The organism is Brockia lithotrophica (genome assembly GCF_003633725.1).
Lineage (GTDB): Bacteria > Bacillota > Bacilli > Thermicanales > DSM-22653 > Brockia > Brockia lithotrophica.
This window is the reverse complement of sequence record NZ_RBIJ01000006.1, coordinates 1-12,591: the sequence shown is the minus strand read 5'-3', so window position 1 is coordinate 12,591 and position 12,591 is coordinate 1. Positions and strand designations below refer to the sequence as shown.

Genomic DNA, 12,591 nt, shown 5'->3' with positions numbered 1-12,591 from the left:
ACTTCCGTGCAGGAAACGCTCGTCCTCGCCACGCGGCGGAGCGCCCTCGCGCTCGCCCAAAGTCGGGCGGTGCGCGCGGCGCTCCTCGCGCGTTTTCCCGACCTTCGCATTGAACTAAAGGAAGTCGTGACGGAAGGGGATCGCCTTCTCGATCGCCCCCTCGCGGAAGTGGGCGGGAAGGGGCTCTTTGTAAAGGCGATCGAAGCCGAACTCCTCGCCGGACGTGCGGACTTTGCGGTGCACAGCTTTAAGGACCTCCCCGCCGAACTTCCCCCCGGCCTCGCCGTCGTCGCCGTGCCGCCGCGCGAGGCGGTAGAAGACGTGCTCGTCAGCCGGCGGGGGGAGTCCCTCGCGACCCTACCACGAGGCGCGCGCGTAGGGACGAGCAGCCTGCGCCGCGCCGTTCTCCTTCGGCGGCTCCGTCCCGACCTTGAGGTCGTCCCCCTGCGGGGAAACGTGGACACCCGCCTGCGGAAGCTCGAAGCCGGAGAAGTGGACGCCGTAATCCTCGCCCGGGCGGGGCTCGTGCGCTTGGGCCTTGCGGATCGCGCCGGAGAGGTCCTCGACCCGCGGGTATTCCTCCCGGCAATCGCCCAAGGGGCGCTCGCCCTAGAAGCCCGGGAAGGGGATCGCAGGGTGGGGGGGATTTTGCGCGCCCTCGACGATCCTCCCAGCGCCGCCCGCGTTCTCGCGGAGCGGGCGTTTCTCCGGGCTGTTGGCGGAAATTGTCACGTCCCCATCGGGGCGTATACGTGGTGGGAGGGGGAGATCCTGGCGATCAAGGGATTCGTCGCCGCTCCCGACGGTACGTCCTACGTGGAGGCCGAAGCGCGCGGGAAGGATCCCGAAGAGGCCGCCCGCGCCCTGGCAGAAACGCTCCTCGCCCGCGGTGCGGCCCGTGCCCTCGCCGGGTGGGCGAACCCGGCGCCCGGCGGGCAGGACAGCGCTTCGTCCGCCTTCCGCCCCGATACGGGTGGGGCGTAAGGCGCGGCGGCCGCATCTGCCCCGCGCGGGAAGGGAGAGGAGGGAACACTTTGGATCCGTCGGCTTTCCCGCTTCGCGGGTTGCGCGTCCTCGTGACGCGCCCACAAGAAGATGCCCAAGAGACGGCAGAGCTCGTCGCGTCGCAAGGAGGGGTTCCGGTCGTCTGCCCTCTCCTCGCCGTCGTCCCCCTCCCCCTGGCTCCTTCCGACGCTTCCCGCCTGCGCTCCCTCGCCTCCTATGACCTCCTCCTCCTCACGAGCCGAAACGCAGTCCGCATTTTGCGGGAGGCGTTGCCGCCGGAAGTCGCGCTCGGACCATCCCCGCGCGTGGCCTGCGTCGGGCCGCGGACGGCGGAGGCCTTCCTCCAAGCCTTCGGTCGCCCGCCGGACCTCGTGGCGGAGGAGGAGACCGGAGAAGGACTTGCCCGGGCCGTGCTTGCGGGAGTTTCCGAGGGGGCGCGGCGCGCGTTGTTCCCCCGCGCGCGGAAGGCGCGCGAGGTCCTTCCCGAGCGCCTGCGGGCGGCCGGGTGGACGGTAGACGAGGTGGTGCTCTACGACACCCTTCCGGACGCCAAAGGGCAGGCGTGCGCCCGCAAAGCCCTTGCCGAAGGTGCCGTGGACGTCGTGCTCCTCTTCAGCCCGTCGGCGGTCACCGCTCTCGTTCACGCTTTGGAAGGGGAAGAGGACCTCCTTCGCCGCGTAGCTCTCGCGTGCATCGGTCCCGTGACGGCACGGCGCCTCGAGGAGTTCGGCCTTACGCCGGCGGTGCAACCGGAACACTACACGGCGGAGGCGCTCGTTGCGGCCCTTGGCCGCGCGGTTGCCGAGGGAAAACTTCCCGTACGGGAAAGGAGGTGAGCCCGGCGACGTGCCGGGCGGTTCGATGAGCGATCCCTTTGCCAGGCTTCGGCGCCTGCGCGCCAGCGAAGCTCTGCGCACCCTCGTCCGCGAGACGACGTTGGATGCAGCCGACCTCGTGTACCCGATCTTTGTAACGGAAGGTCAGGGCATTCGGCGCGAGGTTCCCTCCATGCCAGGGGTCTTCCAGCTCACCGTGGACCGGCTGCCCTACGAGGCGGAGGAACTCTTGCAACTCGGGATTCGCGCCGTGATTCTCTTTGGCGTTCTGCCGCCAGAACGAAAGGACGAGCGCGGGAGCGGCGCCTACGATCCGGATGGGATCGTCCAGCGGGCGTTGCGCGAGCTCAAGCGCACGCACCCCGAGCTCGTCCTCATAGCAGACACCTGTCTCTGCGAGTACACCTCACACGGACACTGCGGCCTTGTGGAAGATGGGAAGGTACTCAACGACGCCTCACTTCCCCTGCACGCGGCTGCCGCGCTTTCGCAGGTTCAGGCGGGGGCGGACGTCGTCGCCCCCTCCAGCATGATGGACGGCGTAGTGGCGGCGATCCGTAGTACGCTCAACGAGCATGGGTTCACCGACGTTCCCATCCTCGCCTACTCCGTAAAGTACGCCTCTGCCTTCTACGGCCCGTTTCGCGATGCGGCGCAATCGGCGCCGGCCTTTGGCGACCGCCGTACGTACCAGATGGACCCGGCGAACGCCCGCGAGGCCCTGCGCGAGGCGGAGGCGGACGTCGCGCAGGGGGCCGACCTCCTCATGGTGAAACCCGCGCTCGCCTATCTCGACGTGATCCGCCTCCTTCGCGAGCGCTTCCCCCATCCGCTCGTGGCGTACAACGTAAGCGGCGAATACAGCATGGTCAAGGCCGCCGCCCGCCTGGGTTGGCTGGACGAACGCCGTACCGTGCGGGAAATTCTCCTCGGAATTCGTCGGGCCGGGGCCGACCTCATCATCACTTACCACGCCAAGGACGTGGCCCGTTGGCTGAAGGACGGTTCGTTTTGGGAGGGCTAAGTCCCTCTTTCACACACGGGGGAAAGTCACGCCCCGCTGCATCTGGTATTTTCCTCCGCGGTCTCGGTACGTGACGCCGGGGCGCACCCCGCGTAGGAAGACGACCTGCATGATCCCTTCGTGGGCGTACACTTTCGCAGGGAGCGGCGTGGCGTTGGAGATTTCGATCGTGACGTGGCCTTCCCAACCCGGTTCGAGCGGCGTGACGTTTACGATGATCCCCGCCCGGGCGTACGTGGACTTTCCGAGGCAGATTCCGACGACGTCTTCCGGCATGCGGAAGTATTCGAGGGAGCGGCCGAGGGCGTAGCTGTTTGGCGGAATGATCACCGCCTCGTGCGGCCCGACCTCCTTCCGCACCATGGCGTGTGCAGGGAAATCCTTTGGATCGACGACGGCGGCGTCTAGGGAGGCAAAGATGTAAAACTCTCCCGCGATGCGGACGTCGTAGCCGAAGCTCGAAAGTCCGTAGGAAATGATCTTCCTCCCGTCTACTTCCCGCACCTGCTTCGGCGTAAACGGTTCGATCATTCCCCGTCTGGCGAGCGCCTCGATTGCGGCGTCGTGGAGCACTCCCGACGCCGCTTCGCCTTTTTCTTCCGGTAGGATCCGTTCGGAGTTCGGATCGGGGGTTGGGGAAAGGAACTCCCTTGCGTCCGTCAACGACCTCGTCCTCCCCTTGGGCTTCGGCCCTTCTCTTGCGTCTTTTGCGTCTCGTTGCTATAGTATAACCTAACTTCCCGCCCTTTTTCGCGCCGTCGCTTTGCGGCGGTAAAGCGGTTTCAGGCTCGGTGCGGACGGGAGAGTCCTTCCGGGCGAGGCGAAAGGTGTGGCGGAGCCCGATACAGGCAAAGGATGTGCGGCAAACGACGCGAGATCCATCGGGGGGTGCTTGGCGTGCGCAGGTGGAGCGCGGAACGAGGGAGGTCCGAGGTTCGGACCCGTGCGCAAGGGGGCTGGCCCGTGCCGACGAGGACGGTGTGGCGGCCGGGAGCGGTGTTCGTCCTCGCCTTCCTTCTCGCTGTTTTGACCCTTGGGGGATGCAGTTCGGGGAACACCGCGTCGGGGAAGACGTACACCGTGGGCGTCGTCCAGATTGTCTCGCACGTCGCCCTCGATGCGGCGCGGCAAGGGTTCGTCGACGGGTTGAAAGAGGAAGGATTCGAAGAGGGCAAGAACCTCAAGCTTATCCTCCGCAACGCCGAAAATTCGCAGGATACGGCACGCCAGATCGCCGACAAGTTCGTCTCCGATCGCGTCGACCTCATCCTCGCCATTGCTACTCCAGCGGCGCAGGCTGCGGCGCAAGCGACGAAGACGACCTCCATCCCCGTGGTGATCACCGCCGTCACCGACCCTGTGGCCGCGGGGCTCGTAAAGTCCCTCGAAAAGCCGGGGACGAACGTCACGGGGACGACGGACATGAACCCCGTAGAGGACCAGCTCGCCCTCGTCCTCGACGTCGCCAAGGGGAAGCGCGTCGGCATCCTCTACAACTCCGGCGAGGTGAACTCGCGGGTTCAGGTGGACATCGCCAAGGAAGCGGCGAAGAAGCTTGGCCTCGAACTCGTCGAGCGCACGGTGACGAACACGAACGAGGTGCAACAGGCGGCGGAGGCCTTGGCGGCGCAAGGGGTCAACGCCTTCTACATCCCCACGGACAACACGGTCGTTGCGGGCCTTCCGAACGTCTTGCAGGTGGCGGAAAGGCACAAAATCCCCGTGATCGCCGGGGAAGGGGATTCCGTGAAGAACGGCGCCCTCGCCACCTACGGGATCGACTACTACTCTCTGGGCAAGCAGACGGCCAAGATGGCCGCCAAGATCCTCCGCGGGGAAGCGAAACCCCAGGACATGCCGATCGAACGGCAAAAGGATCTCAAGTTCTTCCTCAACCTCAAAGCGGCGGAGCGGATGGGCGTAGAAGTTCCCGACGCGTGGAAGAAGCGCGCAAACGAGACCTACTAAAACCTTGGACGCGAGGCGTCAGACGATGGAACTCCTCCTCGGTTCACTCGAGCAAGGGCTCATCTTCGGGATCCTCGCCCTGGGGGTCTACCTCACCTTTCGCGTCCTCAATTTCCCGGATCTCACCGTAGACGGGAGCTTCCCCCTCGGGGGGGCCGTGGCGGCGACGCTCATCGTCGCGGGGGTTTCGCCCGCGTGGGCGACCGCCGCGGCTTTTTTTGCTGGGGTTTCGGCGGGGCTCGCGACGGCGCTCATGAACACGAAGGGTGGGATTCACGGCCTGCTCGCGGGGATCCTCACGATGACGGGTCTCTACTCGATCAACCTGCGAATCATGGGTACGGCCAACGTGTCTCTCCTCCGCAAGGGCACCCTCTTCACCCCCATCGAGGAACTTTCCGGGTGGATGCGGCACGCCGCGCTCATCGGGATCCTTCTCCTCGTCGTTCTCGCCGTGAAGCTCCTCTTGGACGCCTTTCTCCGGACGGATCTCGGTCTCGCCCTTCGGGCCTCGGGAGACAATCCGCGGATGGCCCCGAGCCTCGGGATTGACCCCCACGGGTCGATCCTCCTCGGTCTCGCCTTGGCAAACGGCCTTGTCGCCCTAAGCGGCGCGCTCATGGCGCAGTTTCAGGGCTATGCGGACATCCAGATGGGGATTGGCATGATCGTCGTAGGCCTCGCCTCCGTGATCTTGGGCGAGGCGGTCGTCCGGGGCGACGGCGTGTTTCGCGCCACCCTCGCTGCGGTCGTCGGTGCGGTCCTGTACCGGCTCGTGATTGCCGGTGCCCTTTCCCTTAACCTGCAGACTTCCGACATGAAGCTCGTCACTGCCCTCCTCGTCCTCGTCACGCTCCTCGGCCCCCGCATTTGGCCTGGGCGGTTTCCCCGCCCTCTTCGGGGATCTTAGGAGGGCTTTTGCGGAATCCGCGGTGCCCCTTGCGGGGAAGTTGCGCAATTTCGTAGAAGGGGGACGGAGCGCGCGATGTGGCTCATCCTGGAAGGGGTCGCGAAGACGTTTTACCCCGGAACCCCTTTGGAGCGCCCGGCCCTCCGCGGCATTTCCTTTACCCTTGCGGAGGGAGAATTCGCCGTCGTGATCGGGTCTAACGGCGCCGGGAAGTCCACGCTCCTCAACGTAATCGCCGGCACACACCGCCCCGACCGCGGAAAGATCTTCCTCGACGGAGAAGAGATCACCCGCGCGCCGGAGCACGTGCGTGCCCGCGCGATCGCCCGCGTCTTTCAGGATCCCTTGCAAGGTACGGCCCCGAGCCTTACGATCGCCGAAAACCTCGCCGTCGCCCTGAGACGCGGCGAGCGTCGGGGTCTTCGCGTTTCTACGGGTCCCAAGGAGCGGGAGCGGTTCCGCGAGGCGCTTCGGATCTTGGGTATGGGTCTCGAAGACCGCCTCGACGCCCGTGTAGGCACGCTTTCCGGCGGCGAGCGTCAGGCCCTTTCCCTCCTCATGGCCACCTTTACGCGTCCCAAACTCCTCCTCCTCGACGAACACACGGCCGCCCTCGACCCGAAGCGGGCGCGGGATATCGCCGCGCTCACGGAACGGCTCGTGCGGGAATGGCACCTCACCACCCTCATGGTCACCCACAACATGGAGCAGGCGATCGCCATGGGCGACCGCCTGCTCATGATGCACGAAGGGGAGATCGTGCTCGACATTTCCGGCGAAACGAAGCGGGGGCTCACCGTTCCCGACCTCATCGCCGCCTTTGAACGCGTTCGCGGGGAGAAGTTTGCTGAGGACCGGGCCCTTCTGTGAAGTGGGGCCGAGGCGCGACGGCCCCGAGGACGAGGAAGAGGGCGAATACCCAAGCCAATCCACGGTACATGGCCCGATACCCCGTGCCCGCGGCTATGGGGCCGCAAAGTGCAGCCCCCGTCCCGATCCCGAGGTCGAAGGCGGAGTAAAACATCGCATTTGCGGCTCCCCGCCGTTCAGGGGTGGAGAGGTGTACCGCCCACGCCTGCAATGCCGGTTGGATGACGCCGAAGGCGACGCCGTAAAACGCGGCGGCGAGGAGGAAATCTGGTAGGGTGCGAGCGTCGGCGAGGAGGAGGAGACCTGCGGTGCCAAAGAGGGCGGCGAGGGCGACCACCGGGTATCCGTGGCGGTCGAACGCTCGGCCGGCGACGAGGCGGACGAGAAACGTCACGACGGCGTTTGCGGAAAAGAACAGTCCGGCCGCGGCGACGCCGACTTCGCGTCCAAAGAGGGGGAGGAAGCCCACGATCCCCCCGTAAGGTAATCGTCATGAGGCCGGCCAAAAGCGTCGGCCATATAGAAGCGGGTTCGAACGACGCGGAGAGAAGCCCCCTCCATCCGCGGGAAAGTAACGTGCGTTCGACCTTCGAAGGCTCCATCTCGAGAGGAGACGGCGGAAGCGGGGGGAGCATGAGGAAGAAGGCGAGGGCGGTAAAGGCGAAGGCGCCGGCGAAAAGGACGTCGGGTCCCCATACGTATAGCCAATCGCCGATCGCCGGCCCTACGGCCATGCCTAAGGCGGAAGAGAGGCCAAAATAGCCGATCCCCTCCCCGCGCCGCTCTGCCGGGACGAGGTCGGCGGCGAGCGTGCCGAAGGCGGTTGACGCCGTTCCTCAGCCGATTCCTTGAAGCGCGCGGGCGGCGATGAGTCCAGTGAGACCTCCCAAAGACGGGGCGAGGGCGTACAGCCCCATCGCCAGGCCGTGCACGGCGAGTCCGAAGAGGAGGGGTCCCCGTCGACCCAGGCGGTCGAGGGCGACGCCGACAAACGGCCGAACGAGAATGGCCAAGACGGGCATCGTCCCGACCACGATTCCGACGGCCGTCTTTCCGGCCCCGAGGTCGGCGGCGTACGGAGAAACCGTGGGCAAGAGGACCTGAAAGCCCGTAAAAAGCAGGAAGTTTCTCGCGGTCACGCGTACAAAGGCGCTCGTCCATATGGGCGCCGGATTTGCTTTGATCTCGACCATTTCGCTCCCCTTTCTCGAACCGTAGATTCTGGCGTGACCGTCTTGCCGATCGGCATACCGGTCGTCGCAGAGGAAGACGTCGCCTGCTTGTTGTGCCGTATGGCCGCCCATTCCGCAACTCATAGACAAATATCCCAAAGGGATACCGTCCGGTTGCTTCCTGCTTCTACGAGGAGATGCTCGTAGACCGGACTTCCGTTCCGCCGCAGAGCTCCTCTCCACAAGCGTCACTTCCCGCAAAACTCGCGGTAGGGCAGCCTACGTGCCGGCTGCCAGGGCGAATTGAAGGAAGCAGATTCTTTGTCGCGTTCTCGTCTCGGTCGTGGTGTGTTCCGCAGACGGGACACGTCCACGTTCGGGCAGAAAGCGGAAATTCGGAAAGCACGTGACCACAAACGGAGCACGTCTTCGACGTTGGCTCGTAGCGGTTTGCCTTCACAAGTTGCACTCCCCGAAGCCTGGCTTTCGCTTCGAGAAGCGTCCGGAAGGTGCCCCAGCCGACTTCGGCGATGTGCCGGGCGAGGCGGTTGTTTTTCAGCATTCCGGCAACGTTCAAATCCTCGATCGCAATCACCGGATGCGTCCGGACGAGTTCGCTCGTAAGCTTGCGAAGGAAGTCCATCCGGATGTTTCGAATCTGGCGGTGGAGTCTGGCGACTTCGAGGCGAGCCTTTTCATAGTTCTTCGTGCGCTTGATAAGCCTTTCGTTTTTGTCCCGCACGCCGCGGCGGGAAAGGCGCCGCTGAAGTCTCTTTAGGCGCTTAAGTGCGGCGATGAAGAGGCTTTGGTGCTTGGACCTTTTGGATGGCTCCCGATTCGTCTGCTAGTGTAATGAAGCTTTCCAAACTGACGTCGATCCCTGTGGCATATCCGTTCGGTGGAAGGGGATCGGAAATCTCTTCTTCGATTGTGAGGTTCACAAACCAGCGGTCGGCTTCGCGGCTTACGGTGGCGTGAAGGATGCGGCCCTTCGGAAAGTAGGTCTTTACGCCGTCTTTCTTCCGGCGAATGAATGGGCTTCTCTTTCAGGCGCACGGCGCCGATCCGCGGGAGCACGATGTGCCGCGCCTTTCCGGGATGGCGTCTATCGTTCCCGTCTAAAAGCAGGCGAATCGTGCCGGAACTGTTGTCCAGTCTAAAGCTATCTCTCCGATCGTGTTTGCGGCGAAACTTCGGATAGCCAACTTTTCTTCTTGCCTTCAAGCCGCGGAAAAAGTTTCGGAAGACCTTTTCCAGATCCCGAAGTGCTTCTTGCGCTGCCCACTTGGAGACTTCGTACATCCACGGAAAGTCCGTCTTCTTGAGGCGATTCAGTTCGCGATGGAATTCGATGGCATTTGTGCTGAGACCTTCGGTTTCGTGGATCTCTTCCACCGTACAAGACCCCATTTGTAGGCAAAGCGTGCCGCCCCAGCATGCTTGACGAGGAGAATGCGTTGTTCCTCATTGGGGTCGAGTTCGTACCGGTAGGCTCTATGAATCTTCACGTGAAATAACCTCCTAAACGAGCATTTTGCCTTCTTTGACCTAACGACAAGCTGTCTTGTAGGTGATGCCGCACCTTTCGGTATACTCGCTGAGTTTTATTAGTTTAAATGTTATATTTTACGCATGAAAAAAAATGAATATAAATCGAACTTTCAGCAGTTGGCGACCTCCGCCCGATCCTGTAAGTGATGGTCATTCCTAACGCCCTACCTCCTACCCAAAAAGCCAATGATGGCCGCGAGACCAAAGTTTAGATTGCCGTGAGGGAGTACCCATGCAAGAGCAAGCGTGTGGTCTTCGGGAAAGGAAGGATGAGGTACTCGCCGAGAAACCCGAAAAATAAAAAACAAAAATGTATACCCTTGACGAGCAAACTATTCAAGCACTTTGAACGCGTTCTCCTCGCCACGCTCAACCTGATCGATACAAAGGGCGCACCCCTACGAAGCGGAGTGCGCCAGGAGAAATCTGTGTGTAGACGCGTGAATTTGCATTCCCTTTGCGAAAAACCGAATACGGGCTATTCAAAAGCGACGTCAAACATCTTCGCCCAAAGGATCACGTTTATCCAACGCCAAACACGAAAATCAAAAAGAGCTTTGTTTTGCTGGACTCGATCCCATTCTCTGAGGAGGGCCTCGCGTTGGAAAAACGGAAAGCGCTCTTGGTCAATCCCCCTTAAAAGGGAGGACACCCAGGGAGAAAGACTCAACAACCATTGGCGTTCCGGCGTTGCAAAACCCATCTTGTCTTTTCGATCAAGAATCTCATTTGGGACGATCCCTCTCATGGCCTCACGAAATATCCACTTTGTCATACCGTCTCGGGAAACCAAGTATTCCTCGGGTAAACGTTGGATAAGATCCACAAATTCTTTATTTAAGTAAGGATTTCGCTTTTTAATACCAAAATAATGCTCGTTTTTTGACTCGTATCGTAGAAGAGTGGGAAGACTTTTTACAAAAAAGTTGTGTATATTTTCTTTTTGTACGCATTCTTTTTGATAGTATCTAAGTATAACTTTTTTGCTTAATTCAACAAGCGAAGACCCATGTTCTTCAAACCACCTCAAATTTAACCACGAATTTCTCTTCGAATCTTTTTTTATTAAAAAGGGGAAAAATTGGGGAAGAACATATACAAAGAAGCTCTTCCCACCGGTGAGGGTACGATAGTTCCGCAAAAGAAAGTCAAGCGCTTCGACTCGCTTTCCCCCGCGCCAGAGGGATGCGAGGCGCAAGCCGCGGAGGTAGAGGTACCCGCCGAGAAGTTCGTCCGCACCTTGCCCGCTGAAAAGTACAGGCAAGCCCAACGTTCGGGCTACCTGAAATCCACGAAACTGCGCGTACACGCTCGTACTTCCAAAAGGTTCTTCTTGCGCACGAACAAGGTCTTCAATATCAGCGACAAGTTCGTCTGGGTGAATGCGAAACTTGTGAATATGCGCCTGACCCGCTCGGGCAGCAAGATCGACAAACCGTTCCTCCTCGACTAACTCATCGTCAACGAAACTCACAGCGTAAACATCGCGTTGCGGAAATAAGTAACGGAGTCCCACAACAATAGCCGAAGAATCAACCCCTCCCGAAAGAAGAACACCCAACCGCTCTTCCTTCCCGCTAGCTTCGGCAAGAGCGTGGAAAAAGAGTTCACGGACTCGTTCTTTAGCTACTTGAAAGGGAACGCGCTCTGGCTCTTCGAGAGACGGCGAAACGAAACGTTCGAGTCGGCCGCTTTCGAGAGCGTCTAAAGGGGCGATGTACACAAAACCGGGTGGAACCCGGTAAACCTCTCTGAAAAACGTTTCTCCGGGAGTGGGGATTAGCCCCCACTGAAGGTAAATGTACAAAAGATCCGGGTTTCCCTGCCGTTTAATATCGGAAATTTCCAAAATCGGAAGGATCCTAGTCGCAAAAAAGAGGGCATCTGGTGCAGGAACATAGTAGAGCGTTTGAAGTCCGTAAGGATCCCCGCCGAGGTAGATGAGTCGCTCCTTTAGGTCTACGAGAGTAAACACAAACGTACCCGTAAGTTGAGAAAGCCCCTCTTTCCCTAGAGCCTTCCATACTGAAAGGAACAGTACCTCCTGCTCTTTTTCGCCGAAAGTCGAAAGGGCAGAAGGTTCGATTTTTACCCTCTTTCGTAGGGACTCCACATTTTCGAGTTCGCCGGAAAACCACAGGAGGTACCTTCCCTCGTCGTCACGATAGGGTGGACGATTTCCAGAGATGGGCGGTGTGAAGTTCACAGGTACACTTGAGACCCTATGTCCCACAACACCCCAAAAGGGCACGGAAGAACTCTTTTCCCGCGCCATAGCGGCCATATCAGCCGCCTCATCACCTCGTCTGAAAAATGACATTTCCTTCCCTCCCGATCAACGGTCCACCGCACCGCGTTTTTATGTTCTTTCTACTGTCCGCAGGGGCGATTATACCATAGAGGTGACGGGGGGGGCACAATAATTTTTTGACGTGGGGTTGCGGAAACCTATGAGAGTTCTGGCAGGCCTTTCTTCGGTACTTGCTGGGGGGCTTCGAAACGTGCGGCTGGGGATCTCCGATGCCCATGAAGGCCTGAAGCAGGCCATTGCCGACGTTCTGGCGGGCACAGACTTAAAACGGTATCGGATTCACTTCATGCGGAACCTCTTGGCGCACGTGCCTAAACACGCTCAGCCGGTAGTGCTCCTCGAGGTCCGAAGCATTTTTGTCCAGCCGAGTCAGGCATTGTCCCGGGAGCGTCTCCGACAGATTGCCGAGGTCTTAAGGAGCGGTGCTCCTGGAAGAGGCGGAAGAGGACGTCCTTGCCTACATGGCCTTCCCGCCGGAACACTGGCGGCGAATCCATTCGACCAGTGTCCTAGAACGGCTGAATCGGGAGCTGGCGCGTCGATTTGACACCGTAGGGACCTTCCCCAATGCGGCGGCTGCCTTGCGGTTCCTGGGGCAGTGCTCGAAGAGCAGCATGAAGAGTAGATGGTGTCTCGAAAGCATTTCAGTCCCGAATCGCCGACTTGGCTTACGCCGACTTCAGACTCGTTTTCCGAAATAGCCACCCTAGAGAAGGTGACGCATGTCTTTTGATGACATCAGCCTACCCAAGGGGGAGCCGACTTACACCACTTGACGAGACGTGACCGAAGGCGGTCACCTTTGGATCTCACAAAGAGCTCATTCGTCTCAACTACATCGGAGTGGTCGTCATGGAACGCAGGAGTCGACCTTCGCAGATGTAATTGGCTGGTCCCGTCATGTACACATGGCCGTCAGACGCCCATTCGACATGCAGACTCCC

12 protein-coding genes and 2 pseudogenes are annotated in these 12,591 nt (G+C 60.8%); 7 read left to right on the top strand and 7 right to left on the bottom strand.

The window, feature by feature from the left end; genetic code table 11:
- Positions 1 to 6 precede the first annotated feature (6 nt).
- The 3 genes from hemC to hemB are packed head-to-tail and all read left to right on the top strand — an operon-like array spanning position 7 to position 2,865.
- Entirely contained in the window at positions 7 to 984 is a 978-nt protein-coding gene (hemC, locus tag C7438_RS08015; RefSeq protein ID WP_121444851.1) for a hydroxymethylbilane synthase, read from the top strand.
- 50 nt (positions 985 to 1,034) lie between these two features.
- Entirely contained in the window at positions 1,035 to 1,841 is an 807-nt protein-coding gene (locus C7438_RS08010; RefSeq protein ID WP_170143653.1) for a uroporphyrinogen-III synthase, read from the top strand.
- A 25-nt stretch (positions 1,842 to 1,866) separates the two neighbouring features.
- The gene (hemB, locus tag C7438_RS08005; protein WP_121444956.1) at positions 1,867 to 2,865 is read left to right on the top strand and encodes a porphobilinogen synthase; all 999 of its coding nucleotides are present in this window, start codon (positions 1,867 to 1,869) and stop codon (positions 2,863 to 2,865) included.
- Positions 2,866 to 2,874: 9 nt separating this feature from the next.
- Here the strand turns inward: hemB and dcd are convergent, their stop codons facing one another.
- Positions 2,875 to 3,528 carry a dCTP deaminase gene (dcd, locus tag C7438_RS08000; RefSeq protein ID WP_245956586.1) on the bottom strand — a complete coding sequence of 218 codons (654 nt, stop codon included), beginning with the start codon at positions 3,526 to 3,528 and terminating at the stop codon, positions 2,875 to 2,877.
- A gap of 300 nt (positions 3,529 to 3,828) precedes the next feature.
- On the opposite strand from dcd, the gene C7438_RS07995 reads away from it, so the two are divergent.
- From C7438_RS07995 to C7438_RS07985, 3 genes are all read left to right on the top strand, one after another.
- Positions 3,829 to 4,833 (top strand): ABC transporter substrate-binding protein, encoded by a 1,005-nt coding sequence (locus tag C7438_RS07995; RefSeq protein ID WP_245956585.1) that lies wholly within the window; start codon positions 3,829 to 3,831, stop codon positions 4,831 to 4,833.
- Positions 4,834 to 4,858: 25 nt separating this feature from the next.
- Complete coding sequence (locus C7438_RS07990) at positions 4,859 to 5,743, top strand: ABC transporter permease (protein ID WP_121444848.1); 885 nt, start codon at positions 4,859 to 4,861, stop codon at positions 5,741 to 5,743.
- Positions 5,744 to 5,818: 75 nt separating this feature from the next.
- Positions 5,819 to 6,613, top strand: coding sequence for an ABC transporter ATP-binding protein (locus tag C7438_RS07985; RefSeq protein WP_121444847.1), 795 nt, complete (start codon positions 5,819 to 5,821; stop codon positions 6,611 to 6,613).
- Here the strand turns inward: C7438_RS07985 and C7438_RS07980 are convergent.
- From C7438_RS07980 to C7438_RS07960, 6 genes and pseudogenes are all read right to left on the bottom strand, one after another.
- Positions 6,552 to 7,082 (bottom strand): MFS transporter, encoded by a 531-nt coding sequence (locus C7438_RS07980; protein ID WP_170143652.1) that lies wholly within the window; start codon positions 7,080 to 7,082, stop codon positions 6,552 to 6,554. The genes C7438_RS07985 and C7438_RS07980 overlap by 62 nt on opposite strands.
- Positions 7,083 to 7,116: 34 nt before the next feature.
- A pseudogene (locus C7438_RS09435) lies at positions 7,117 to 7,806 on the bottom strand (MFS transporter); the annotation flags it as partial.
- Positions 7,807 to 7,972: 166 nt separating this feature from the next.
- Complete coding sequence (locus C7438_RS09505) at positions 7,973 to 8,527, bottom strand: RNA-guided endonuclease TnpB family protein (RefSeq protein ID WP_252393338.1); 555 nt, start codon at positions 8,525 to 8,527, stop codon at positions 7,973 to 7,975.
- A gap of 32 nt (positions 8,528 to 8,559) precedes the next feature.
- A complete protein-coding gene (locus C7438_RS09290; RefSeq protein WP_211322165.1) occupies positions 8,560 to 9,180 on the bottom strand; it encodes a hypothetical protein in 621 nt (206 codons plus the stop codon).
- A complete protein-coding gene (locus C7438_RS09500; protein WP_211322153.1) occupies positions 9,117 to 9,293 on the bottom strand; it encodes a helix-turn-helix domain-containing protein in 177 nt (58 codons plus the stop codon). Before C7438_RS09500 ends, C7438_RS09290 begins: the two co-directional genes overlap by 64 nt.
- A gap of 521 nt (positions 9,294 to 9,814) precedes the next feature.
- Entirely contained in the window at positions 9,815 to 11,656 is a 1,842-nt protein-coding gene (locus C7438_RS07960; RefSeq protein ID WP_121444844.1) for an asparagine synthetase B family protein, read from the bottom strand.
- A gap of 114 nt (positions 11,657 to 11,770) precedes the next feature.
- On the opposite strand from C7438_RS07960, the pseudogene C7438_RS07955 reads away from it, so the two are divergent.
- Positions 11,771 to 12,269, top strand: a pseudogene (locus C7438_RS07955) (transposase); the annotation flags it as partial.
- Positions 12,270 to 12,591: the final 322 nt, after the last annotated feature.

What these genes read in the sequence shown, in the direction of transcription:
- hemB (WP_121444956.1), top strand. Translation starts at nt 1,867, where the DNA reads ATGAGCGATCCCTTTGCCAGGCTTCGGCGCCTGCGCGCCAGCGAAGCT.
- C7438_RS07990 (WP_121444848.1), top strand. Translation starts at nt 4,859, where the DNA reads ATGGAACTCCTCCTCGGTTCACTCGAGCAAGGGCTCATCTTCGGGATC.
- C7438_RS07985 (WP_121444847.1), top strand. Translation starts at nt 5,819, where the DNA reads ATGTGGCTCATCCTGGAAGGGGTCGCGAAGACGTTTTACCCCGGAACC.
- C7438_RS07960 (WP_121444844.1), bottom strand. Translation starts at nt 11,656, where the DNA reads ATGTCATTTTTCAGACGAGGTGATGAGGCGGCTGATATGGCCGCTATG.